Below are 24,779 nucleotides of genomic sequence, written 5' to 3'. Positions count from 1 at the left end.
CGAGATAAAAAGAGAAAACTCCGGTGATCAAATTCGATTAAGTTAAATGGCGGATTGTTCGCTGACTACGGTTGGGGTACTGGTTTAAAAATAATGAGGAGAACTTGATATTCAAAGAACCGTAAGAGAAAGATTATCTTTAAAACCGTCACTAGCAGAAGTCTTCAAAATTATTTAAGTTAATATGCCAGTCTTTATTGAGATTTGTTTTAAATATGTATTTGAAGGTCAATTTTCTTTATAGTGACTAAGAAATACACTACTTTATAACTGCAATTTATTAATGAAATATTTCCTAAAATAACTTTGATTTTTAATTGTAGATTGATATAATATATTTGTTATTCTTGGCCAAGGATGAGAATATTTACAAATCTTCAAAAAGTGGTGTTATCAATTAAAAAACCTCATATTTTATTATTTATATTAATCTTTACATTAGGTTTTTTTGCGTGCTTTTTATTCATTTTTAAGCATATAGAGAGAAATGGAACAGAAAAAATTAATCATAACCGTGTACAAGAAGTACCGTGGGGGGTGAAAAAAATCAATGCTGCTTCAATATGGACTTCAAGAGAGAAACAGAAAGTGAAAGTTGCTATATTAGACAGTGGTATTGATAAAGAGCATAAAGATTTAAAAGGGAAAGTTAAAGGAGAATTTAATCCAATAAACATGACTTTAACCTCAGATGATGATGTGGGGCATGGAACTGCTATTGCAGGCATTATAGCAGCTAAAGATAATAGTTTTGGATTAGTTGGAATTGCTCCAGACACTGAAATATATTCAGTTAAAGTACTAAATTCAAAAGGAAAAGGTTCATTAGATAACCTTGTTAAAGCTATAGAGTGGTGTATTGATAATAATATTCAGGTAATAAATTTGAGTTTTGGATTATCCAAAGATAAACCGTTGTTAAGAGGTGCAATTGATAAAGCAGTAAACAGTGGGATCATAATCGTTGCGGCCGCAGGTAACAATTATGGCGGAGATGTTGATTATCCAGCAGCTTATGAAAAAGTTCTCTCTATTAATGCTGTAGATAGAAATAATAAAATAGCTAACTTTTCACCTAAAGGAAAGATTGACTTTTCTGCACCTGGTGTAGATATACCGATACTATCCCTCAATAATGGATATAAAACTGAAAGTGGTACATCTTTAGCAGCTGCACATGTTACCGGTGTAATATCATTAATTTTACAAAATAGAGATAAATTTGGAATTAATTCAAAAGAGGATATTTATAATCAGGTTAACCATGTATTGTCCAAATTGTCCATCGATCTTGGAAAGAAAGGAAGAGATGAAATTTATGGAAAAGGTTTTTTATCTTTTAAGTAAAGGGGTTAATTTGAATGAAATGTTTTAAAAAGAGTATTGCAGTTATTTTAAGCCTAGTATTAACTTTCACTTTTATTTTACATAATGAATCAAAAGCTGAGGCTTTAAACAATAAGGATTACCAAATTGTAACAAACGATGAAGAGAAATTAGTAATCACAGCAGAAAAAGGCGGAGTTAAAGGTTTAATGACTTTAGATAAAGAAAATATGAAACTTTCATTAATAACCGATGAAATTTCGCAGAAGACTGGTGAAAAAGGTAAAGAATATAAAGTTAATATTGAAAATGCTACAAATGAGAAGATAGAAGCAACTTTTACTGATACGGAAACAAATAAAAAATATGAGATTAATTCAGATGAGGTAACAGCTTCTTTTGTTTGGTTTATACCTATAGGAATAGTTATTGGAGAGGCACTTTTAGCGCATTTAATTTCAATTGGATTAGCTGTGACTATTTCAGGAGTGACTTATGTTGCCTATTCTGAGTTTAAGAAGCGTAAAAGAACCTATTCTCATTATATGGCAGTAAGAAAGTCTAAAGGATTATTTATCGGTAATGGTTTGAAAAGACCTGCTGCAATTGCACGCCTTAAAAGGGGTGATGACACTTGGTCTACGTCGAAGAACAATGCCAAATCTATTGCTAAAGCCGCAAGTCCGATTAAAAAAATAGTTGGTCCGGAGATAGATAAAAAGGGTAAAGGTAAACATTATCATTATCACTCGATCTCTAGGTATAAACATGGAAAAGGTGTCCGTATGAAAGCTCATGCTTTCTATGGTGCAGCAAGATAATATAGATTAATTTATAAACATCTAACTTTAAAGTAATTAAAAGATAGGAGAAGGAGGTAACTATGTTAATTATTGATCACAACCCAAAGGATCAGCTGTATTCAGAGTTAATTGATTTGGCTTTCGAAATTTGCGACGAATTTCATTTAGTTTTAAGAAAAGATATGGGATCTTTAAAATCATTCGATCCTCTGTTAAAAAAACTTGAAAGTTCGTTGAAAGTAATGAAAGAGCAATCAGAATGGGCCAGTACTATTCTAGGAGACAATCAAAAAGCAAAAGTTTATTACTATTATACAGATGAAAACGCAAAAAACATTCTGAAAGAATCCGCAAATTCTTTATATGCTTGGGAGCAGCCACATTTACCAGAAGACTTGTCTTTTTTCAAAGATGGAAAGGAGTGGTTGGTAACATGCTCTCATGAAGAAGAAAGTTATATCGATACTGAAGATGATAAAGAAATACAAAGAATATTGAGTATACCAGGATTAAAAGTGCATTTTGAAAAATGGGATTAAAATCATTCAACTTTTTATAAAAGAGTTGCATGGTTTTTAGTGAATAATAATATATATAAGTAAGGAAACCGTATAGAATGGTTTCCTTACTTATTAAACTAACATTATTCAATTGGGATTTTTCTTGTTTATTTCTTGACTAATACATATTGTTTATCTTCCAAATAGAATATATGACTAAGGTGATTTATATCTTTAAACTTTATATGTTTTCCAAATTGTAAAGTATTTAATTTGATAACTACATCCATACTGTCATCTTTATCTTCATCTTCATATCCATCTAAGCAGGAATATATTTCAACTGATTCACCTTTTGACAAGTGTTTTTCAATGAAAAGAAAAAGTGATTTAATAGATTTACGTTGGCCAGGTGTATTGTTGGCGTGTAAGTACCCTTGTAATTCATATATATAAGGATGTGTGAATTTGTTTCTGACTGCTTCATATCCAGGATCTAAATGAACAATATCAATTCCGTATGCATCTTCTTCTGTGTCATAAACCTTTACAAGTGAATTTTCGCTATTCTTTCGATTTTTTTTAAATTGAGAGCGTTTGTTGACATCAATTCCTTTTATTTCTAGTTCGGAGATGGGCTTAAGTGTAGGATTCCTGCCATACTCACCAATAGGAAGTTCTTTGTCAGCCCCAATAAAATGATGTAAAGTCAATCTATTTCCTCCTTTATTTTATACAACTAAAATACTCAATCTGACTTTGGATAATGAGATCTTTTTTGTTGTGTCTAACTATGATACTCCGTGTTTGCTTGCCTCATCAAGGCTTGATAATGTTTGGAGGCTGAAGATGGATGATGTGACTGATTTTTAGGCACAAGTTTTTCTTTAGGGAAAGAGGAACCGAATTGAATTAATTTAATTGTTATATTGTCGACGCATACTCCATCAATGTCCATTTAGATTGTATGTTTACAGCTGCAGCTTTTTCTTCGACTATTTCTAACGTTCTTTCAAGTTGATTATATATGTATCCGGAAAATTAAGTATACCGTTTGACCAATTCCAGCGTTATGAAGATTTCGTTGCCAGAATACCAACAATTGAAGAAAAATTGAAGCAGAATAGCATTAAATCTACTCTGCCGGATGCAGCGCCAACAAATCTGCATTGGGTTCTTCCTCAATATGTAACAGAAGCAGTGGAGGAATTTTTAAATCATTTGTCTTTATTATCCGAAGACCTAATTAATGGTGATACCTTACTGCACGCTCCGGTATGGGAACTATGCTGGGATCGTGTTCAAGCAGAAGAGGGTCTTCGTACCAATGTACCTGGATTCTATGTTGCCGGAGATGCCATTGGATGGGCACGCGGAATTATTCAAGCAGCGACTACTGGAATCGTTATTGCAAGAGTTATTCTTAATGGTAAAAAACCTAGCGATAAGGAGCTGACATCTACTGTCTAAAAGGAGGACTAACAGTGGAAAAAACAGAGCACCCAAGAGTGGGAGTCGGAGCATTTATTCTGAATGAGGAACAGGAATTACTATTAGTTTTACGAAAGAAGGACCCTGAAGCTAATCATTGGAGTATACCCGGCGGTAAAGTTGAGTGGATGGAAAAGGCAGAAGATACAGTTATCCGTGAAATAAAAGAGGAAGTAGGGGTCACTATTCAGGTTGATTCTTTACTTTGTGTCACAAACCATATTTTACATGATGAGGAGACTCATTGGGTATGTCCGACGTATCAATGCAGTATTCAAACTGGGACTGTAAGAAACTGCGAGTTAAATGCAATAATTGATGTTGGCTGGTTTTCTCTTCAAAATTTGCCTGATCCCTTAACGTTAACTACTAAAAATGCTTTAGAGAGTTATCTTAATAAATTTGAAAGTCAGAGAAAATAAAAATGCATACAATTTTATTCGATTTAGATGCAACCTTGGTAAATAGTGAATGGTTGGCAAAAGAGGCTTATAATCATGGAATTGAAACAGTATTAAAGAGAAAATTAACGAATGAAGAGAGAGAGTCTCTTGTCGGTAAGCCTATTGCGGTTTTTTTGAGAAGATTTCCAAACGAGGCAGAGCAAATACGTTCCTCGATATTGCAGTATTTCGAAAATAAAATCCATCAAATCAGACCGTATCCGGGTGTTATCTCTTTGCTGGAAAGTTTAAGTGAAAGAGGATATGGTTTGGGGATTGTGACCTCACAATTGAAAAAATTTGCTTATGGCGAGTTAATCAATAATAAATTAGATGGGTTTTTTAAAGTCGTTCTCGCGGCTGAAGATTGTGATGAGTACAAACCGAGTCCTAAGCCATTACTAACAGCGGTAAATCACTTACATGCAGATGTAAGCGATTGTTTATATATTGGAGATCAAATGACAGATATTGAGGCAGCTCATGCTGCTGATATGAAAAGTGCGGGCGCATTATGGGGAGAGGGGAATCTTACACACTTATCTGCAGCTTCACCGACATACTTTGTAAAAGAACCCCAACAACTTCTTCGCATTCTGCAAGACAACAACTATTCCGCTGCTTTTTAACATTCTCACATTAAAGGATTCAGGATAAAAAAGCCGCCGACAAAGCGGCTTTTCTTAAGTTAAGATGCCAAATATAAAAAAAAGGCTAACCTCTGCTCTCCTTGTTTTATTCAAACTTCAATCTGTATGGCTATGTCTTTCCTAGAAGAACATCGGCTTGGATTTTGAAGAGTAAATCTTTTTTGTTTTCGGTTGATCATATGTAAAAGCGATTATTTTAATCGCTTTTTGATACTTCAAAACATGCTAAGCTTTGACCTCTTTATCAGTAAGCACTCTTAAAGCATCTCTCACTTTTAAGGCGAAGTTGACAGGTTTATCAATCGATTCGAAATGAATATACATCAGTCTCGGTTTATCAAACAGCCAGTGATTGTGAAGTGACGTTACAGTCAGATCATGTTTCCGAAGGACGCTGATAAATGGATTGATTTCTTTTTGCAGAATTACAGTTTCTCCGCTGCAAAGAGCACGGCCGTCTTTTGTCATTGATTCAAATGAAAACATTTGCGGAATGAGCAAAAATGATCTTCCGGGCCGTCCCAGTACAACCGGTTTTATATTCGTTCGGGATCTCATTACTGTACAAATTCCATTTTCAAACGTATGCATGGTTCCGCCTAGAATATCGTTGAATTCGTCACAAAGACCATGCCGTTCAATCATTTCCCCGTCAGTTTTTGGTACCGCACGCACAGTTTTAGTAGTTAGAACTCTCAGGGCCTCTCTCACTTTTCTTGCAAAATTGAGAGGTTTATCAATTGATTCAAAATGCATAAACATCAGACGCGGTTTATCAAACAGCCAATGGTTATGAACGGCAGTTACGATGATACCGAATTTGCGCAGCTCACTCATTAACGGGTTCACTTCTTCTTGCAGTAAAACAGTCTCACCTAAACATAAAGCTCTGCCTTCCCGATCCATGCTTTCAAATGAAAAGGCCTGAGGAATAAAAGGAAATGCCTCGGCTCTTCTTCCGAGTACCACCGGATGAATGTTGCTTCGAAATCTTGTCGCCGTACATACGCCATTTACGACACTGGGCGTTGAATTGAGAATTCTAGCAAATTCTTTGCAGAGCCGTGATGGTTCCATACTCGTTTCTTCCACTTCATATCTCCTCCTGGAATCTATTTATAACGTACTTAGTATTAAAGATATGTGAAGATAGAAAAAATGTAACGCGTCAGCAGTCCATATTAGAGAGAATCAGCCTTTCTTGCATAATTCAGGATTTCATTCCCTTTTTATAATCTCTTTAACTATTAATTTTTAATAGATTAAAAGCTTTTGATCGGACTATTTAAGAAATGAAAACGTTATAAATTGGTAGTTTTATCCCGGATTTGATTTTTTTGTGGCGGCCATTTGTGACAAGCACCGGCTGCGCACACATACCTTTTAATTTGAGTTTCAGGCTAAGAAAAAAAGCCTTTATACAAGGCTTTCGGTAAATAATTCATACAGCCGTTTGGCTGCTCATTCAGTGACAGCTCACAGCTCTTTTGTCATCAAGACATGCGGGATGCCGTCTTCCATAAATTCCGGTGAATCTGTCTGATAGCCCAGTTTGTGATAAAAGCCTTCCGCATGTGTTTGTCCATGCAGTTTACATTGGGTGATGCCTTTTTCTTTTACCATGTTTTCTAATTCGCTTATGATGACTTTGCCCAACCCGTATTTGCGGTAAGGCTTCAGGATGCAGATTCGTTCGAGCTTGCCTGTATGGTTTACGATGCGGACGCGTCCTGTGCCGGCAGGCTGATTTTCATGATAAACCAAGACATGCCCGCACTGTTCCTCAAGCGTATCGAACTGGTCAAATTCATCGGATTCAGGTACTTGCTGTTCCTCAATGAATACTGCTTTTCTAATCTCAAGCGCTGCTTGTAAATCAATTTCCGTTGTTATCCTTTTTATCTGCATGATCAACCAATCCTTTTCACATGTTAGTCTGGACTGCACGGCTTGCTTGTGTTCTTATAGAAGTAACGATAAAACAATTATATTGCAAATGCAACAAAAACATGAAGGGTTTGAAAAAGATATGACTGATATTTTGCGGGAAATCGGCATGATCGCACGGGCATTGGATTCCATCAGCAATATTGAATTTAAGGAATTAGACTTAACAAAAGGGCAGTATCTCTATCTTGTGCGTATATGTGAAAACCCGGGAGTGATACAGGAAAAAGTGGCGGAAATGATTAAAGTTGACCGAACAACAGCGGCGAGGGCAATCAAAAAATTGGAAATACAAGGGTTTATTGAAAAGCGTCCTGATGATCAAAATAAAAAAATAAAAAAACTGTTCCCGACTGAAAAAGGGAGAAAGGTTTATCCGTTATTGCAAAGAGAAGGAGAGCATTCTGCGGAGGTAGCCCTGTCCGGCTTTACATCTGAGGAAAAAGAAACCATTTTCGGACTTCTTCAGCGGGTGAGAAAAAATATAGAACATGATTGGGAATATGTGAAGAAGGGGAATAAAAGAGATTATTGATGGTTATTAATTCCTTTTGGTGAATGATTAAAGTCATAAATGGATACGTTATCTGTGAAATCTCCTTCCTCGGTTCCTGCTTCAACATAGCCGATAGGCTTATTTTTAACGAAAAGTATCAATTATGGTATATTTAAATAAGAAAAAATAATTGAAGCGGGGAATGATATGAGTACAATCGAAAAACAAAGACGTAAGAAATTCAGAGTGAAATCAATCGTACGGGCCATCATGGTCATCATCGGCGGAATTATTGCCGCGTATGGACTGGAAACCGTATTGATTCCGAATAGTGTATCTGACGGCGGTGTAACCGGACTCAGCATTGTCGGTTCACAGCTGTTTCATTTGCCTCTTGGGATCTTAATTGCGGTGATCAATATACCGTTTGTCTGGTTAGGATATAAGCAAATCGGGAAAGGTTTTGCGTTTCTATCAATTATCGGTATTGTCTCACTTGCCGCGGGCACGAGTTTTTTCCACCACACACCGGCTATCATCGAGGGAGACACCCTGTTAATCACCGTTGTCGGCGGGATTATTCTCGGCTTTGGAATGGGATTGGCATTGCGCAACGGCGGCGCATTAGATGGAATTGATATGCTGGCTGTGCTTCTGTCACGGAAATTGCCGTTTGGCACGAGCGACCTCATTTTATTTTTAAACATGTTTGTGTTTATTTTTGTTTCTTTTGTATTTGGGCTGCAAGGCGCATTGCTTTCCGTCATTGCTTACTACATTGCATCTAAGGTGATCCATGTGGTTGAGGAAGGCTTAAGCGGTTCTAAAACATTTCAGATTATCACCAATGAGCCTGCATTAATGGTAGAGACCATTCGTGAAGAATTGGGCCGGAGCGCTACTTATAAAGAAGCATACGGCGGTTTTTCTCATGAAAAATTCCAAGAAATCACATGTGTCATCAACCGTTTGGAAGAAACCAAACTGAAAGAAATTATTAATGACATTGATAAACAAGCCTTTGTGACGGTATATGATGTCGCAGAAGTAAAAGGCAGTAATTTCAGAAAAGTCCATAATCATTAAGTAGAGAGCTGCCGTTAATCGGCAGCTTTTTTTAAAAAAGGAGAAAAAACTTGCAAAAAAAGAATGGCGGCTGTATATTATTGATATATCAAACATTGACTAGTCAATTAATTGCGCAAAAGAAAGTGGGGATGGGTTTTGACAGCATGTTGTTCAGAGGAAGGCGAGATTTTATATCAGCTCCAATCACTGCACAAAGTGATCGGCACGAAGTTTGAAGCGTGCACCGGAATCAGCCAATCCCGCCTTGAGCTTCTCGCCGTGCTTTTTTACGTCGACGAGATCAGCCAAAGCGATCTTCAGAAAAAGGTGAATATTGATGGCGCAGCCGTGACAAGACACTTGAAACAGCTTGAAGCCAAAGAAATGGTCACAAGAAGGCGGAAGCCCGAGGACAACCGAATTATACTTGTCCGGCTTACTGATCAGGGGCGGGAGAGAATTGAGGCTTCCAAAAAGGAGAAGGAGCGTTTCATAAAGGAAATGCTTGCCGGTGTCAGCGAGGAAGAACGCAGTATGTTAAAAAACGTATTGTCACAGATGCAGAATAATATAGAAAATATGAAAGCATAGGAGTGTATTACACATGAAAACAGAACTGAAAACAAACGATTTTATGGACATTATGAAAGGCCGCCGTTCCATTCGGAATTACGATCCGGCTGTTAAAATCAGCAAAGAAGAAATGACTCAAATCCTGGAAGAAGCAACGACAGCACCGTCTTCAGTCAACGCGCAGCCGTGGCGTTTTCTCGTCATTGACAGCCCTGAAGGAAAAGAAAAACTCGCGCCGCTTGCCAGCTTTAACCAAACACAAGTCAGCACATCATCTGCGGTGATCGCGGTTTTCGCAGATATGAACAATGATGACTATTTAGAAGAAATTTATTCGAAAGCGGTCGAACTGGGCTACATGCCGCAGGAAGTAAAAGACAGACAAATCGCTGCGTTGACGGCGCACTTTGAAAAACTTCCGGAGCAAGTGAACCGTGAAACGATTCTGATTGACGGAGGACTCGTTTCCATGCAGCTGATGCTTACGGCACGCGCGCACGGCTATGACACAAACCCGATCGGCGGCTACGATAAAGAAAAGATTGCCGAGGTTTTCGGAATGGATAAAGAGCGTTATGTACCGGTCATGCTGTTATCAATCGGAAAAGCGGCAGACGAAGGATATGCTTCCTACCGTCTTCCTATCGAAACAATCGCACAATGGAAATAAGGTTGAAGTGAAGCTGAGAGGAGAGGGACAGTGGACATAATTGCGGCTGTTTTCGTCGGAATTGTAGCTTTAGAACATATATTTATCATGATACTTGAAATGTTTTTTATCAATTCGAAGGCAGCTAAGCGGTCCTTCAAATTGCCGAAGCATTTAGAAGGTGATCGGAATGTAGCGGTCATGTTTGCAAATCAAGGTCTGTATAATGGATTTCTGGCTGCCGGCCTCATTTGGGGGCTGATCCTCGGAGCTGATCCGATGGGCCATATGATTCAAATGTTTTTCGTCATCTGCGTGGTCATCGCGGCCATTTTCGGAGGCTTTACTTCAAACAAATCAATTATCGTAAAACAAGGACTTCCGGCTGTTTTAGCGCTTATTTTTCTTTTATTGGCGTAGGCAGAACGGAGTGAGGGCTTCCGGAATGGGAGCCCTCTTTTTTTATTCTGTTTTAAAAATCATTCCTGATAAATGGCTGATTCCGGCCGCTTGTTCTTGAGATGATAGGTTAATTTGAAAGCCGATGCCTGCGCGCATCGGCTTTTTTTCGGGTGATAGAAATACATTTTAGTATATAAAACAAAAAGGGAAACTGCTCACAGAATCGAAATAAATAATATTCGCACTAAGGAAAGGTGTAAATCTATGAGCAAAGTCGAAGTGAATACTCCGCCAAAACTAAACCATCCGTTTCTCGCCGGAATGTTGTTTATGATTGTTGGTACGCTGTGTTTTGCCTCAAAATCGATCTTTATTAAGTGGGCTTACACATTCGGAGCCACCCCGGAGTCAACGCTATTTTTCAGACAAATGATTGCAACCCCTCTTTTTTGCATCATTTTTCTTATGTATCGTGCAAAATTATCTGAAAAACCGGCAAAGGCTGATATAGTCAGAGCAGGAATCACGGGTCTGCTCGTTTTTTTTCTATCTCCGCTGTTGGACTTTATCGGGCTGCATTATGTTTCAGCTATTGTAGAAAGGATGCTCGTTATGAGTTATCCGATTTTTGTCATGATTATCTCGTTTTTCGGAAAAATGGAGAAAATCACCGCTGCAGACATCATTTCTGTCGTTGTGGTCAGCATAGGAATCTTTTTTTCCATTGGCGGCTGGAATCTGCACGAATTGAGTGCTAATATATTTGGCGTTTTTCTCGTTCTTCTGTCGTCCGCGGTTTACGGACTTTATTTGGTCTTATCCGGTCAGCTTGTTCGCAAAGTAGGGAGTATCCGTATGAATGCATATGGGATGTCCTTAGCAAGCATTGCCATGGTGCTTTTTTTAATCGCAAGAAAGGGTTTTGGCTATCAGACAGAGCTATGGTCGTTTCAGCCACCCGTATATTTCCTTTTTTTAATCATTGCTGTATTTACAACAGTCGTTCCTTTTTTATTTATGCTGGAAGGTATCAAACGGATTGGGGCAGTAAGAGGGTCTTTGATTTCAATGATGGGCCCGATCATCACAATCATCTTTGGCGCTTTTTTCTTGGGCGAGCGCTTAACATGGATACAGTGGATAGGCTGTTTCATTGTCCTAAGCATGATTACTTTTTCGGAAGGCAGGAAGATCAAATTAAAGGTGAGAGCCTGACATACGAAAGCCTCCCACTAAGGAGAGAAAGTAAACGAAAAAATAAGCCGATGCCTGCGCGCTTCGGCTTTGGGGAGTGAGGTTGCTGAGGATGAATATGAAGAGAGCGTATTATGCTATTTTATACAGCCAGACCGCTATCAACTTGGGGTTCTCACTTTATACGATGGCTGTCATCTTGTTTTTGTTTACAAAAACCGGTTCGACGGCGATGGCCTCTCTTATGACGTTCGTCAGCATTGTATGTCGCGTATTGGGCAGCGCCGTTTTGCCGCTGGTCACCGGCCGGTTCACGCTTCGTTCTTTGTTAATCAGTTCTCAATTGATACAGATCACACTGTTAGTCTGTTTGTTTTTTGTCATCCAAACCGGTTCATCTGCATTCTTTTTTCTGCTGTTTTGTCTGATCGGAGGCATTTCTTTTTGCAACGGATGGTTTGCTCCGATAAAAAGCGCGCTGATTGGGGAAATCATTCCTCCTGATCGAAGGGCGAAAGCGAACGGTTTATTATCTGCGGCGGATCAGACCGTTCAGTTTGCGGGGTGGTCTCTCGGCGGCGTCATCATAGCGTTCTTGGGAGAGAGCGATACAATGATCGTCACTGTCATGTTATTGGTTTCTTCGGTTTTGGGCATCATTCTGTTTCTTCAAGTACGCATGTGTGCGCCGGCAGCAGTCAGGGAACGTTCCCTTTTTGCAGATGCGGCAAGCGGCTGGGTGTATTTATTTCAGCAAAAACAGCTCAGGGTTCTCATTGTGATGGATGTGATCGAATCGTGGGCAGGCATGATATGGATCGGGTCTGTGTCCTTAACTTATGTGCATGACGTCCTTCATAAAGGAGAGGCTTGGTGGGGGTATGTCAACGGCGTCTATTATGCGGGGACGATGATCGGCGGACTGATCATCTATAAGTTATCCGGTAAGTTTCAGCATCATCTCATTCCGCTTATGCTGACGGGAGCTTTGGCATATGGAATGTTCACGTTTATTTATGGGTTGATCACAAGCGCCGTTGCGGCCCTTTTTCTGGTGCTGTGTATGGGGCCGGCTTGTGTATTACGAGATCTCACGCAGGAAACATTACTTCAAAACATCACGACCGAAAAGACACGGGTCAATATATTAGCGGCGAGATCAGCTTTAGTTCAGTTCATTTTTATGTTTTCCATTATCGGAACGGGGGTTATCTCGGATGTATTCGGCGTGCGGTTTATTTATATTGGCGCAGGCCTCCTCTTATTAATTTCGGCTTTTATCGGATTTTCTCAGCTGCGAATGAAGAAGATGGTACAAAGCCGCATGTAGTGTAGTATAATTAGGAACGTACGTTCTGTATCGAGAGAGGAGAGGGTAATGTGGGACATCTGGCACTGCAATTGTATGATTATCATCTTTGGGCAAATCAGCAAATATTCACCCGGCTTAAAGAGCTTCCGGAGGATGTGTACCGTAAGGAGATTCAAAGTGTCTTTCCGTCGATAGCCGGTGTATTGACTCATGTGTATCTGTCGGATAAGGGGTGGTTTGATGTGTTCTCCGGAGAGCGTCTGAAGGATACGCTGAAATCAGCTGAACAGCAAAAAGAGGACATCTTGTCTAAAGAGATAGAAGAGCTGGAAGATATGTTCTCGGAATTATCAGACCGGTATCAATTATTTTTGCAAAAGGAAGAAAATATCAGTCTCCCCCTTGAAATAGAGCATCCGTCAGGTGACATCATGAAAACCGCAGCGGCCGATATGATCCTCCATGTTGTGAACCACGGAACGTATCATCGCGGGAATATAACAGCCATGCTCAGACAGATGGGGTATGCTTCTGTGCCGACGGATTACGGTATTTATTTATATATAAACAAAAAGTAAACAAGACAGCCAACGCGGCTGTCTTGTGATATCAGTAAAAAAGCCAAATCATATGAGTGATTTGGCTTTTTCGTTTGCTATGCCATGTTCTGCAGCCGTTCTAAACTGTTTTTCCAATTCGCTTCAAGCGCTGTAAAAGCAGCGGCGGCATCTTGCTGTTCTAATGCGTGAATGATATCAGAATGTTCATTATATGATCTGTTTAAAGCGCCGTTTTCACTGAAATAGCGGATTTCCATTCTCTGAATTTTGACTTTCAGGCTTACTAGCAATTTGTGAAGTTCGGCGTTGTCCGCAAGCAGAATGATGCGATGGTGAAATGCATTGTCCGCTTCCAGGATGGCCAGTTTATCGCCGTCTTTCATCATTTGAAGAAGATTTTCATTCAGCTGTTTCAATTCCTGAATCACGGCATCGTCCACATGCGGGAGAGCTTGCTGCAATGCGAGTTTTTCAAGCGTCCAGACGATGGAATACAAGTTTTCCGCATCTTTTAACTCAATCGGAGCGACAAGCGTCCATCTGTTCGCTTTTGTTATCACCAAGCCGTCATCTTCCAGCCGCAATAAGGCTTCCCGTATCGGGGTGCGGCTGATTCCCAATGTTTCCGACAAATCCTTGTCCTTTAACTTTGTTTCCGGTTTGAGCTTGCCCGTTATGATCCAGTTTCTGAGTGTGCGATACACTTCGTCCCGCATGATGGTTCTTTTCAGCACAGGTTCTTTGTTTTGATTATCCAATGGAACACCTCATGAATCGTAGTATACATATTTGCATTTTACCACAGTCCGGGCGCTGGTTAGAAATGAAGAGGGACGTCTAAGAATGAATCGAACCGAGATGCTTCATCTCAATATGCTGAAAGTCAGCGGAGCCGCCTTCAGAAAAGAGCGTGATTCCCTGATCTTCGTGTTTTGGGAACACTTCATTTGTCAAAACGGTTTTTCCGTCGTCTGCAAATACTTCAATACTTGTTTTGTCTACGAGAATTTTCAGATGGACGCGCCCTTTGTTTCCGTCAAATGGGGCTTTGCTTTCGGCGTATGCGCCGGTTTTATCAGGCTGGCCTGTAAACGATCTGTTCACATAGGCGTAGCCGCCTTCTGCTGAAATACCGACATCAATATGCCGGCTTTGGTCTGCCGATTCTCTGAGTCTGACGCCTGCATTTTTGATATCTGACCAAGCGATATCCATATCAAGCTGATATGTATCACCTTTGATCGGCAGTGTCTCTGAACCGTTCACCTGTTTGTGTTCTATGCTGTCAGTTGAAGAGGTTAATTGGTTCAATGCTTCAACCGGCTCTGACACAAGGCTGTATGTGCCGCCGTCTTGCTGCTGAAGGCGGATTTCACGGACGATAGAATCCGTGCCGTTAAAGCCGTTTTTTAGTGTCGGTGTTTCATTCGGATAATCCCAATTGTTCATCCATGCCAGCGCATAGCGTTTTGCCAGCGGATCTTCGCTATTACCGTCTTCAAATGTGACGCCGCCGTACCAGTCAAAGCCGTAATCGAGCCATTGCGGTTCTTCTTGATCGGCGGTAAATTCCTTCCCGTCAAAGTTTCCGGTCCAATACGCATACGTATTCGGTTTGCCTGCGGGTTTGCCGTTTGCGCTTACGCCTAGAACCCACTTGGCTGTTCCGTCATCTCCACGCATCATATAAAGGTCGGGGCATTCGACGAGGCCGATCTGCTGAGTGATAAAACCGCCCGTGTATGTCCAATTTTTCAAATCGGGTGATTCATAAAAACCGATTTTTTCGCCTTCGGCCATGGCCATCACCCATTTGTCATCCTGTTCATCCCAGATCACTTTCGGGTCCCGGAAATCCTTAGTTCCCGGGTTTTTCATCACGGGCTGATCACTATAGGAAGTAAACGTTTTTCCTTTATCCGTGCTGTACCATAAATATTGTTCCTGGGCTTTTGTTTTGGCTGTCGGCTGCGTTGTGACGGCGACCAGCGCGTTTTTGCCGAAGCCCGCCGTGTTGTGCTTGTCAATGACGACAGAACCGGACCATATATCGCCGTTTTCGTTGGTGTATTTCGGAATAGCCGTGCCTTCGTCCGTCCAGTGCACCAAGTCCTCTGATACGGCGTGCCGCCATTCTGTGCCGTTGCCGTTCGGGTAATCCCGATTATAAAGATAGTAGTAATGATATTTCCCCTCGAAAAAAATGGGCTTTTGAGGGTCGTTTTTCCATTTGTCCGGGGTCGTAAAATGATACGCCGCCCGGTAATCCTTCTTATGCTCCGTGTTTGTGTCAGAGGAATTGTGGGTTTTGTTCGGCAGTAAGCCGACAAACAGGAACGCACCCAAAAAGATCAATATTACAATGGGCCATTTTCGTACCATGATTGAATTCACCATCTTGTTGAGAAATAAAAGAAAATGCCAATGAAGTATCGGCATTTTCTTTTTGTTGTTATTAGTTGTTAACCGTAAGCTGTCCTTGTTCAAGGATGCTGTTTTTGACAACGGATGTTTTCTTGTTTTTGATGTTCAATAAGAAGCTTGGCGCAAATGTTGCCTTTTTATCCTCAAAGAAGCCTCTGTTTGTCATGTAGCTTGTGATCACGACATTGTTGCCTTTGGCTTGCGGCACTGCGAAGTGAGAGTAAGTGAACGTCACATCGTTAGGATCAAGACCCATTTGCAGTACAAGACCAGTTTTGTTCAGCGGCTTGTAAGGACCTGTTAAAGAGTTTGATACATAACCAAGCATGTAAATATCGTTTGAGTTAATACCGTCGATCGTCATTTTTGAACCGCGTGAATCAGTGAACAGGTACCATTTGCCGTTCATTTTGAAAACATTCGCGCGCTCGATTTCATCAGTTACCGTGTTTGAAGTGATCAGCGGCTTCATGACTTTTTTCAATGTGTAGTCATCGTTTAACTCTACGATACCGAGGGCGCCGTTCGCTAATTCAGCATCGCGTTTTTTAGCACTTTGCTGAAGCTTCTGACTTTCTTTACGGAAGAAGTTTGTGCTGCCGCCGTAGTACGCTTTGTTAAATAAAGATTCTTCGCCTTGGTATCCGTTATCTGTTCCCGTGTTGGCTTCGAATACAAGGTATTTATGGCCTTTGTCTTCAACGTAGTGCGGGTCTCTCAGCGTGTGGTTGTCGCCGGATGTATAGTTCCCTTCATCGATAAACTGCTGAACGTTCTGGTATGTTTTTCCGTCGCCGTCAAAAATCGTTTTATGATCTTCCACTCCGTTGATCTTGAGCGTGTCATCAGATTTTGACACATTTACCTGCGCCGTTGTCAGGCTTTGTTTACCGTAATGTGTACCGGAAAAGTCAGTGTAGAATAAACGGATTTTTCCGTCAGATGTAAAGGTTGCAGAACCGGACCATTCTTGTGTCTGTTCTTTCAGGATTTCATCGTTGGCGTCGAACTTATCGCTGTCTTTAAAGACACGGCCCGCGTTTTTCCAGCTGTCGATCGAGTTGTCGCCGACTTTTTGATAAAACATGTAGATGGATGTGTCATCAGCGTCTTTCGGGCTTCCCGCTAAAGCAAACACGACGTGATAGCCGTTGTATTCAGCTACTGTTCCGTCAGCGTTTTGGAGCGGCCAGCTGTCCCACACATCCAGTCCTTTCGCGGACTCGATATTTTTAATGGTTGATTGGTCGAATTGAGGCACTTGGTATTTTTCACTTTGCTGCTGTTTAGGGATCTGCAGCATATCATGGCGTGTGATATGAGAGACGCCGTACGTTTCTTTGTAAGGTTTTTGGGTATTTTCTTTCGCGAAGGCTTGAGTCGCTCCCCCTGCCAGAAGTGCAGTCGTAAAAGTTAGAACTGTGGCTTGTTTTGCAAATTTTTTGATGTTCATGTTCATGTCTCCTTTTGTATGTACCTTTTTTTGCGATCTGCCGATTCGATCCTCCTGCATCCATGGATGGCAGGTTTGTTACAGAAAAAAGACCTAAAATATGTAAGGGGTGACGCCAAAGAATACACTTTGCCCTTAACACATTTTAGGTCTTGCCTGCTTTATCAGTAACAATCCTGCATGATTTACTTGTCGACATCATTCTATTAGAGTCTGATTCTATTGACAACTGGTCTATTTTCCTCTTTTGGATGATAGTAAAATGAAAAAAGACCTTTTAATTTATGGGTAATTGAGACTAAGGGGTGCTCTGAGCCTAGGAAATAACCTCTCTAAAAAAGAGAGGTTATTTTTTCTTGATAGATAATAAAGCGATGGTGGCTAAAATCAGCAAAGTACCCAGCCATTCTGATATTCCGAAGGGAACATGCAGCCAGATAACAGCTAAAAAAGCGGCCGACAGCGGCTCCGCACAGGCGAGCAGGCTGGTTTCAGAGGCACTCAGATATTTCAGGCTTTCCAAGTAGCAATAAAAAGCGATGAGCGTTCCGAAAATGATGATAAACACAATCGCGGCATATGCCGGCAAGGACCACTCGCCTTCAAATTTCCAGGGCGGGCGGATCAAGCTGAGGGCGGCTCCGCCGATCAGCATGCCCCATCCGACAATAATGGCCGATCCCCATTTCTTCAGCAGACGATGCGGCTGAAGGGTGTAAAACGCCAGTGCAAACGCCGAACTGATGCCCCAAAAGACAGCCAGACCGGATATGGACAGGCTTCCGACATTCCCGTGCGTGACCAAAATGAATGTGCCGGCAACCGCCAATAAGACGGCGAGAAGCTCTTTTGCTGAAGGCATTCTCTTTGCGCGAATCGCTAAAAAGCATGTAATGATCGCTGGCCCTAAATACTGAAGAACGGTAGCAGCGGCCGCGTTTCCGTACTCAATTGCCGCGAAGTAGGTGTATTGAACGCCTAACATTCCGAAAACCCCGAATAAAAGAAGGGGAATTCTGTCCCGTCTGTCTTTCCAAACAGCCCATATCCGTCCTTTTTCTTTGCGGTACGCGATGCCGAGCAGAAGCGCCCCTGACACCAGAAGGCGCACTGAAGTCAGCCATTCTGTATTAAAATGGCGGTGCTGGAACAGATACTGGGCAACCGTTCCCGAGACCCCCCATAAGATAGCTCCTGTCAGCACAAGCCAAATGCCTGTTGTTCGTGAATAAGAAAGAGCAGCGTGTTTTTCCAGGATAGACCCCCCCGATTCTGATGTTGTGATATTGACTTACAATAATTAGGAAAACGAACACCTTTCATGTGATATATTATATATTGTATATCAAATTCCGTCAAAATGATTTTCGGAGAAAGCGCTTACGAAACGGCCGTCTGATGAATGAGCAATAAAAAAACACCCCGGCGGGTTTCCGGGGTGTTTTGGTTATTCTGCAATCGCGTCTGTTAAAACAGGAACGACTTGTTTCTTTCTGGATACGACGCCTTTTAAAAGAGCCGTGTTGTTTTCTAAAGTCACGTTGAATGCTTTTTCCACTTTTGACGCTTGATCACCGATGGCAAGCGCAAGGGAATCGTTTTCCAGAATATCCGTAATCACGAGAAGGAACAGGTCAAGGTTCTTCTCAGCAATTACTTTTGAAAGAGCCGCTTCTAATTCCGGCTGCCGCTTTTTCACTTCTTCAATATCAACTGTGTTGACTTGGGCGATTTCGACTTTTTTGCTGCCGAGCGTGAACTCTTTCGCATCAAGAGAAATCAGTTCTTCCACCGTTTTTTTGCTTAAGTCGGCGCCCGCTTTCAGCATGTTTAAGCCGTACTCTTCCGCATCTACGCCGGCAATTTCAGCAAGCTCTTTTGCCGCTGCGATATCTTGCTCCGTGCAAGTCGGAGATTTAAATAACAGAGAGTCGGAAATGATTGCTGACAGCATGAGGCCCGCAATTTCTTTCTCGATTTTCACGTTATTTTCTTTGTACATTTTGTTTAAAATTGTAGCCGTACAGCCGACCGGCTCAGCACGGTAGTAAAGAGGTTCCGCTGTTTCGAAGTTGGCGATACGGTGGTGGTCGATAACTTCAAGAACCTGAACGTCTTCGATATCCTTGATGCTTTGCTGGCGTTCATTGTGGTCAACAAGGATGACGCCGTTTACTTCGTTTGCGGCTGTTTCCACCAAACGCGGGCTTTCCTGCTTGAAATAATCAAGCGCGTATTGTGTTTCGCCGTTGACTTGTCCGAGGCGGACGGGCTCAGCATTGAAGCCGAGTTTATTTTTTAGATCAGCGTAGGCAATGGCAGAGCAAATGGTATCTGTGTCTGGGTTTTGATGTCCGAAAATAAGAATTTTTTCCATAATAACTCCTTGTCCTTTTTTGTAGTGTAAACAATCTTTTTATAGTTTAACACGTCTTGCGGAGGGTGTAATCTTCAAAACCTTAAAAATTGATGTGAAAAAGAAGCATTTTTGTTGAGAGTTGGGGAGGGTTGCGAGTAAAATACTGGGTAAGTCAGATGCTAATCAGCATATAGTATCAAAAAAGGTACTATGGAGGATGAAAAATGAACATATATCCGAATAAAGAAGGTTGTCCGGTTGAACTGACGCTTTCCGTTATCGGCGGAAAGTGGAAGGGTATTTTGTTTTATCATATGATCGGCGGAAAAAAGCGGTTTAATGAGTTTCGGCGCATTTGCCCCAGCATTACGCAGCGTATGCTGACGCTTCAGCTTCGCGAGCTTGAGGCGGACGGCATCGTGCATCGCGAGGTATATCAGCAGGTGCCTCCAAAGGTGGAGTATTCTCTTACCGAATTCGGCAGGTCGCTGGAACCGATCGTTTTGCAAATGAAGAAATGGGGAGATGCCAACCGGGAGTTTCTCGAGGCATACCGGGAAAAAACGTCTCCTCAAGATCAATCCGCTCAAAAATAAGAAGCAGCAAAGGATTAAATTCCTTGCTGCTTTTTTTTATTTCATCGCGATGGCTTTTCTGGCGTTGCGCACGTCATTCTTCAGCAATTCGCTCAGGTTGTAAGCCGGATATTGACCGCGTTCTTCCATATACTCAAAGACCATTTGGTGCCACTTGATGGCCGCGTTTAAGTGCTTGACGAAAACGTGTCTTAATTGAGGTGTGGCCGTCTCTGTAATGGCTCCGGCGTAATTGCGGACAGATGTTTTGGCCAGAATGAGCAGGCCGCCGCTGTAAAAGGAGGAATCAGCGCGCTCTTCTGTTTCATCCTCACGAAAAGCGGGAGCTTCAGGGAAGAAAGGAAGCAGTTCACGCAGATTTTGTTCGAGCGAATGGATGGAAAATCTATAAAGCTGTTTTAATCTGGCATCGCTTACGTCCCGCTCTGTTCTTTTTAATTTCACAAGTCCGTTTGCCTGGAAAGCTACTAACTCATGCAGTTCTAACGTTTCATGCCATGCTAATGTTCTCCGCTCAGTCATGGTGTAAGAATCTCCTTTATCCTTCATTTTCACTTTCAGCATATGCCCCGGTCCCGATGTTGTTCCTGATGTTTTGAAGTTTCCAGAAAGGGAAACTCAATGTAAAGGAAATACGAAATAGAGGTGAAACTATATGTGGGACATGATAAAGAACTTCTTCCTTTTCAGCAGCGGGGTTTTGCAGGCGACCACTCTCTTACTTATCGTTATCGTCTTGTTATATGTACGAAAAACCAAAAAGAAAAACAGAGATACTTCTGGTTTCATGGATGATCAGGATCACTGATACAACGGGCATTCTTTCACTGGGATGTCCGTTTGTCTGTTTTCATGTTTCACATGGAACATTGCGGCTGTCCGCGCTCATTTTACTTGCGATTTCGACTTATGTTAAAATATATACGTGTATTTTGGAGAGTTTATGGAAAATTCAGGTCTTGAAAGAGACATTGCGGCGTCAAAAGAGCAGTCGTCTAAGCTGCTCTTTTCTATTCGTATGTTCGAATGATACAAGGTTTGAGGTGAGTAAGTGAAAAATACAAGGGCTCTAATAGAAGGCGCCATTTTGATCAGTATTTTTGCAATCATTTCCCTTTTGGTCGTGTACCTCCCTTTACTGGGGGCAATTCTTCTCTTTGCTTTGCCGCTGCCGATCATTCTTTACACCATTCGGCACGGTCTGAAGCCAGGGGTATGGATGGGGCTTGCCAGCCTTCCTGTCAGCTTTATTGTAGGTTCGTTTACCGGGCTTACAGGCGCTTTTACGGCAGCCTGTACGGGAATCGCCATGGGATATTATTTTAAAAAGAAACAGCCCGGCTATGCGGTTGCTGCCGGCGCTATGGCGTATGTGCTGTGCGGCGTCGTTTTTTTTGTGGTCAGCATCGTGTTCCTTAACATGAATGTGGTTGATACCACCATGTCCCAGCTTCGGGAGTCGCTGTCTTTAGCAGAAACCATGTCAAAGCAGCTCGGTTATGGAGACCAGTTCGGGAAGCAGATCAAGCTGATGGAAAGTCAGCTGAGCACGGTTCAATATCTTTTTCCGACAGTGCTCGTATTGACCGGCATCGTTTTTTCTTTCCTCAGTTATGCGATGGCAAGGCCGCTTTTACGGCGATTTTCCCCTGATCTTCCGAAGATGAAGCCTTTTAGAGAGCTCAAACTCCCGCAAAGCGTTGTCATTCTGTATTTTATTGTGACGATATTAGGGTTTCTGCCTTTAGAAAAAGGGCATATGCTGTATTCGGTTTCATTGAATGGGGGATTTATTCTCAGCTTGCTGATTTGTATTCAAGGATTAGCGTTTATTTTTTTCTATTGCCGCGAAATGGAGATGCCGAAAGCCGTTCCTGTATTAGCAATTGTGCTGGGGGTGCTTTTTCCGCTCATCTTGTCCGTGTATCTCCTCTTAGGCATCATTGACATAGGCTTTAACATAAGAAATAAGGTGACGCGAAATTGAGTGTGACTTACAGGTGGGGAGTTGATAGAAATGCCTAGTTTTTATGAAAAACCGTTGTTTCGGTATCCCATCTATGCATTGATTGCATTGTCAATCATCATAATCCTCATCAGCATTTACTTTAACTGGCTGATAGGAGCCATCGGCGTTGTGCTGCTCGCCGTGATCTTGTTTTTCATTAAGCGTGCGGATTCTCTGATCAGAAAAGAAATTGACGATTATATCTCCACGTTATCGTATAGATTGAAAAAAGTAGGCGAAGAGGCATTAATGGAAATGCCTATCGGGATTATGCTGTTTAATGACCAATATTACATTGAGTGGGCGAATCCGTTTTTGTCTTCCTGTTTTAATGAAAGCACGCTCGTCGGACGCTCGCTGTATGACACATGCGAGGCCGTCGTGCCGCTGATCAAGCAGGAGGTCGATTCGGAAACGATCACCTTGAATGAGCGGAAGTTTAAAGTAGTGATTAAAAGAGATGAGCGCCTGCTTTATTTCTTTGATGTGACAGAACAGATTCAGATTGAAAAGCAGTACGAAAATGAGAGAACCGTGCTGGCATATATCTTCTTAGATAACTATGATGACGTCACACAGGGGCTGGATGACCAAACGAGAAGTACGATGAACAGCCAGGTCACCTCATTATTAAATGCGTGGGCGCAGGAGTACGGCATTTTCCTGAAACGGACGTCTTCGGAGCGGTTTATCGCGGTGTTAAATGAACACATTTTAACGGAGCTTGAAAACGCGAAATTTTCGATTTTGGATGAAATCCGAGAAAAAACATCCGTTCACACTGTATCTTTGACCCTCAGCATCGGGATCGGCGCATCGGTTTCTTCTTTGAAGGAGCTTGGAGATCTGGCGCAGTCCAGCCTCGATTTGGCTCTCGGCCGCGGAGGCGACCAAGTGGCGATCAAAATGCCGAACGGCAAGGTGAAATTTTACGGCGGCAAAACAAATCCGATGGAGAAGCGCACAAGGGTGCGCGCCCGGGTGATTTCTCACGCGCTCAAGGAGATTGTCTCAGAAAGCAGCAATGTCATTATCATGGGGCACAAATTTCCTGATATGGACGCGGTCGGAGCCGCAATCGGAATATTAAAGGTGGCGCAGGCCAACGGCAAAGAAGGCTACATCGTCATTGATCCGAACCAGATCGGATCAAGCGTTCAGCGCCTGATTGAAGAAATTAAAAAATATGAAGAGCTGTGGTCGCGGTTCATCACGCCGGAAGAGGCGATGGAAATTTCAAATGATGACACGCTGCTTGTCGTCGTTGATACACATAAACCGTCCCTTGTGATGGAAGAGCGTCTCGTGAACAAAATCGAGCACATCGTTGTGATTGACCACCACCGCAGAGGCGAGGAATTTATTAAAGACCCGCTGCTCGTTTATATGGAGCCATACGCTTCATCCACCGCAGAACTCGTGACGGAGCTGCTTGAATACCAGCCGAAGCGGCTCAAAATCAATATGATTGAAGCGACGGCCCTGTTAGCTGGTATAATAGTGGATACGAAGAGCTTTTCCCTTCGCACGGGCTCGCGGACGTTCGACGCCGCTTCTTATTTGAGAGCAAAAGGCGCAGATACGGTTCTGGTGCAGAAAGTTCTCAAAGAATCCGTCGGTTCTTATATCAAGCGGGCGAAACTGATCCAGCATACGTCTCTTTATAAAGAACATATCGCGATTGCTTCTCTTCCTGAGAACGAAGAGGAGTACTTTGACCAGGTGCTGATTGCGCAGGCGGCTGATTCCCTCTTATCAATGAGTGAAGTGGAAGCTTCATTTGCGGTAGCCAGACGGGATGAGCATACGGTGTGCATCAGTGCGAGATCGCTGGGCGAGGTCAATGTGCAGATTATTATGGAGGCGCTGGATGGCGGAGGGCATTTAACCAATGCGGCAACCCAGTTATCGGGCATTTCTGTCTCAGAAGCGCTCGTCCGGCTGAAGGAAGCCATTGATGAATATTTTGAGGGAGGCGTTCAGAGATGAAGGTTATTTTCTTACAAGATGTAAAAGGTAAAGGAAAAAAAGGCGAAATGAAAAACGTAGCAGACGGTTATGCACATAACTTTCTCATTAAAAAAGGCCTCGCTGTCGAAGCAAATGCGACAAACATCAGCGCATTGAAAGGACAGAAAGAAAAAGAGAAAAAAGAAGCGATTGCCGAGCTTGAAAGAGCGAAAGATTTGAAAGAAACGCTTGAACAGCTGACTGTTGAGCTGAGTGCCAAATCCGGTGAAGGCGGCCGTCTATTCGGATCTGTCACAAGTAAACAGATTGCAGAAGCGCTGCAAAAAACGCATAAGATTAAAGTGGATAAACGGAAACTGGAGCTCCAAGACGGTATCCGCACACTGGGATATACAAACGTTCCTGTAAAGCTGCACCCTGAAGTTCAGGCTGTGCTGAAGGTTCACGTAAAAGAAGAAGCGTAATACACAATGAAAAACCCGCCGATCCGGCGGGTTTTTTTCATGTCAGCAGACGGCGCAGCGCAAGAAAATGAGGAGAATGTTTCATTTCCG

At 42.1% G+C, this 24,779-nt stretch carries 28 protein-coding genes; 19 read left to right on the top strand and 9 right to left on the bottom strand.

Annotated elements, in window-relative coordinates; all coding sequences use genetic code 11:
* Positions 1–357: 357 nt before the first annotated feature.
* The 3 genes from J6600_RS19305 to J6600_RS19295 all read left to right on the top strand — a co-directional run bounded on the left by J6600_RS19305 (position 358) and on the right by J6600_RS19295 (position 2,668).
* Positions 358–1,347, top strand: a complete 990-nt coding sequence (locus J6600_RS19305; protein ID WP_022554051.1) for a S8 family peptidase — start codon at positions 358–360, stop codon at positions 1,345–1,347.
* A gap of 14 nt (positions 1,348–1,361) precedes the next feature.
* Entirely contained in the window at positions 1,362–2,147 is a 786-nt protein-coding gene (locus J6600_RS19300; protein WP_014419374.1) for an SAR2788 family putative toxin, read from the top strand.
* A 62-nt stretch (positions 2,148–2,209) separates the two neighbouring features.
* Positions 2,210–2,668 carry a hypothetical protein gene (locus J6600_RS19295; RefSeq protein WP_014419373.1) on the top strand — a complete coding sequence of 153 codons (459 nt, stop codon included), beginning with the start codon at positions 2,210–2,212 and terminating at the stop codon, positions 2,666–2,668.
* A 128-nt stretch (positions 2,669–2,796) separates the two neighbouring features.
* On the opposite strand, the gene J6600_RS19290 is transcribed toward J6600_RS19295, so the two are convergent.
* Entirely contained in the window at positions 2,797–3,342 is a 546-nt protein-coding gene (locus J6600_RS19290) for a hypothetical protein (RefSeq protein ID WP_209387796.1), read from the bottom strand.
* 304 nt (positions 3,343–3,646) lie between these two features.
* On the opposite strand from J6600_RS19290, the gene J6600_RS19285 reads away from it, so the two are divergent.
* From J6600_RS19285 to J6600_RS19275, 3 genes are read left to right on the top strand one after another with little or no spacing between them, the layout of a single operon-like run.
* A complete protein-coding gene (locus J6600_RS19285) occupies positions 3,647–4,099 on the top strand; it encodes a hypothetical protein (protein ID WP_209387795.1) in 453 nt (150 codons plus the stop codon).
* 14 nt (positions 4,100–4,113) lie between these two features.
* Positions 4,114–4,542 carry an NUDIX domain-containing protein gene (locus tag J6600_RS19280; protein ID WP_014419370.1) on the top strand — a complete coding sequence of 143 codons (429 nt, stop codon included), beginning with the start codon at positions 4,114–4,116 and terminating at the stop codon, positions 4,540–4,542.
* A 2-nt stretch (positions 4,543–4,544) separates the two neighbouring features.
* Positions 4,545–5,192, top strand: coding sequence for an HAD family hydrolase (locus tag J6600_RS19275; protein WP_209387794.1), 648 nt, complete (start codon positions 4,545–4,547; stop codon positions 5,190–5,192).
* A 246-nt stretch (positions 5,193–5,438) separates the two neighbouring features.
* Here J6600_RS19275 and J6600_RS19270 read toward each other — a convergent pair whose 3' ends face one another.
* Together J6600_RS19270 and J6600_RS19265 are read right to left on the bottom strand one after the other, a co-directional pair.
* Entirely contained in the window at positions 5,439–6,305 is an 867-nt protein-coding gene (locus J6600_RS19270) for a DUF1259 domain-containing protein (protein ID WP_021494606.1), read from the bottom strand.
* Between the two features lie 384 nt (positions 6,306–6,689).
* Complete coding sequence (locus J6600_RS19265) at positions 6,690–7,121, bottom strand: GNAT family N-acetyltransferase (RefSeq protein WP_014419367.1); 432 nt, start codon at positions 7,119–7,121, stop codon at positions 6,690–6,692.
* Between the two features lie 121 nt (positions 7,122–7,242).
* On the opposite strand from J6600_RS19265, the gene J6600_RS19260 reads away from it, so the two are divergent.
* The 8 genes from J6600_RS19260 to J6600_RS19225 all read left to right on the top strand — a co-directional run bounded on the left by J6600_RS19260 (position 7,243) and on the right by J6600_RS19225 (position 13,432).
* On the top strand, positions 7,243–7,695 hold the full coding sequence (locus J6600_RS19260; protein WP_029973037.1) for a MarR family winged helix-turn-helix transcriptional regulator: 453 nt from the start codon (positions 7,243–7,245) through the stop codon (positions 7,693–7,695).
* 168 nt (positions 7,696–7,863) lie between these two features.
* Complete coding sequence (locus J6600_RS19255) at positions 7,864–8,742, top strand: YitT family protein (protein WP_012118921.1); 879 nt, start codon at positions 7,864–7,866, stop codon at positions 8,740–8,742.
* 111 nt (positions 8,743–8,853) lie between these two features.
* Entirely contained in the window at positions 8,854–9,315 is a 462-nt protein-coding gene (locus tag J6600_RS19250) for a MarR family winged helix-turn-helix transcriptional regulator (protein WP_014722085.1), read from the top strand.
* A 13-nt stretch (positions 9,316–9,328) separates the two neighbouring features.
* The gene (locus J6600_RS19245; protein WP_014419365.1) at positions 9,329–9,967 is read left to right on the top strand and encodes a nitroreductase family protein; all 639 of its coding nucleotides are present in this window, start codon (positions 9,329–9,331) and stop codon (positions 9,965–9,967) included.
* 30 nt (positions 9,968–9,997) lie between these two features.
* Positions 9,998–10,366, top strand: coding sequence for a DUF1304 domain-containing protein (locus J6600_RS19240; protein ID WP_209387793.1), 369 nt, complete (start codon positions 9,998–10,000; stop codon positions 10,364–10,366).
* 246 nt (positions 10,367–10,612) lie between these two features.
* Positions 10,613–11,563 carry a DMT family transporter gene (locus J6600_RS19235; RefSeq protein ID WP_209387792.1) on the top strand — a complete coding sequence of 317 codons (951 nt, stop codon included), beginning with the start codon at positions 10,613–10,615 and terminating at the stop codon, positions 11,561–11,563.
* A gap of 91 nt (positions 11,564–11,654) precedes the next feature.
* Complete coding sequence (locus J6600_RS19230; protein WP_159353672.1) at positions 11,655–12,872, top strand: MFS transporter; 1,218 nt, start codon at positions 11,655–11,657, stop codon at positions 12,870–12,872.
* A gap of 50 nt (positions 12,873–12,922) precedes the next feature.
* Positions 12,923–13,432, top strand: coding sequence for a DinB family protein (locus tag J6600_RS19225; RefSeq protein WP_209387791.1), 510 nt, complete (start codon positions 12,923–12,925; stop codon positions 13,430–13,432).
* 77 nt (positions 13,433–13,509) lie between these two features.
* Here the strand turns inward: J6600_RS19225 and J6600_RS19220 are convergent, their stop codons facing one another.
* From J6600_RS19220 to J6600_RS19200, 5 genes are all read right to left on the bottom strand, one after another.
* Positions 13,510–14,172, bottom strand: coding sequence for a GntR family transcriptional regulator (locus tag J6600_RS19220; protein WP_061861712.1), 663 nt, complete (start codon positions 14,170–14,172; stop codon positions 13,510–13,512).
* A gap of 79 nt (positions 14,173–14,251) precedes the next feature.
* A complete protein-coding gene (locus J6600_RS19215) occupies positions 14,252–15,796 on the bottom strand; it encodes a glycoside hydrolase family 32 protein (protein ID WP_209387790.1) in 1,545 nt (514 codons plus the stop codon).
* Positions 15,797–15,869: 73 nt separating this feature from the next.
* Positions 15,870–17,291: a glycoside hydrolase family 68 protein gene (locus J6600_RS19210; RefSeq protein ID WP_014419358.1), complete on the bottom strand. Its 1,422-nt coding sequence runs from the start codon at positions 17,289–17,291 to the stop codon at positions 15,870–15,872.
* A gap of 346 nt (positions 17,292–17,637) precedes the next feature.
* Complete coding sequence (locus J6600_RS19205) at positions 17,638–18,549, bottom strand: DMT family transporter (protein ID WP_095060447.1); 912 nt, start codon at positions 18,547–18,549, stop codon at positions 17,638–17,640.
* A 189-nt stretch (positions 18,550–18,738) separates the two neighbouring features.
* Complete coding sequence (locus J6600_RS19200; protein WP_061861709.1) at positions 18,739–19,668, bottom strand: manganese-dependent inorganic pyrophosphatase; 930 nt, start codon at positions 19,666–19,668, stop codon at positions 18,739–18,741.
* Positions 19,669–19,874: 206 nt separating this feature from the next.
* On the opposite strand from J6600_RS19200, the gene J6600_RS19195 reads away from it, so the two are divergent.
* Positions 19,875–20,246: a winged helix-turn-helix transcriptional regulator gene (locus J6600_RS19195; protein ID WP_007615010.1), complete on the top strand. Its 372-nt coding sequence runs from the start codon at positions 19,875–19,877 to the stop codon at positions 20,244–20,246.
* 36 nt (positions 20,247–20,282) lie between these two features.
* Here J6600_RS19195 and J6600_RS19190 read toward each other — a convergent pair whose 3' ends face one another.
* Entirely contained in the window at positions 20,283–20,768 is a 486-nt protein-coding gene (locus J6600_RS19190) for a spore coat protein (protein WP_007407913.1), read from the bottom strand.
* 133 nt (positions 20,769–20,901) lie between these two features.
* Here J6600_RS19190 and J6600_RS19185 point away from each other — a divergent pair, with 133 nt between their 5' ends.
* From J6600_RS19185 to rplI, 4 genes are all read left to right on the top strand, one after another.
* A complete protein-coding gene (locus J6600_RS19185) occupies positions 20,902–21,054 on the top strand; it encodes a hypothetical protein (RefSeq protein ID WP_004393059.1) in 153 nt (50 codons plus the stop codon).
* A 243-nt stretch (positions 21,055–21,297) separates the two neighbouring features.
* Entirely contained in the window at positions 21,298–22,233 is a 936-nt protein-coding gene (locus J6600_RS19180; RefSeq protein ID WP_209387789.1) for a YybS family protein, read from the top strand.
* 30 nt (positions 22,234–22,263) lie between these two features.
* A complete protein-coding gene (locus J6600_RS19175) occupies positions 22,264–24,243 on the top strand; it encodes a DHH family phosphoesterase (protein WP_007407911.1) in 1,980 nt (659 codons plus the stop codon).
* The gene (gene rplI / locus J6600_RS19170) at positions 24,240–24,689 is read left to right on the top strand and encodes a 50S ribosomal protein L9 (protein ID WP_004393063.1); all 450 of its coding nucleotides are present in this window, start codon (positions 24,240–24,242) and stop codon (positions 24,687–24,689) included. Before J6600_RS19175 ends, rplI begins: the two co-directional genes overlap by 4 nt.
* Positions 24,690–24,779: the final 90 nt, after the last annotated feature.

The sequence above is a fragment of the Bacillus sp. LJBV19 genome, from assembly GCF_017797845.1.
Classification (GTDB): domain Bacteria; phylum Bacillota; class Bacilli; order Bacillales; family Bacillaceae; genus Bacillus; species Bacillus velezensis.
Note: the sequence above shows the minus strand (reverse complement) of the source record. Positions and strands in the feature narration are given on the sequence as shown.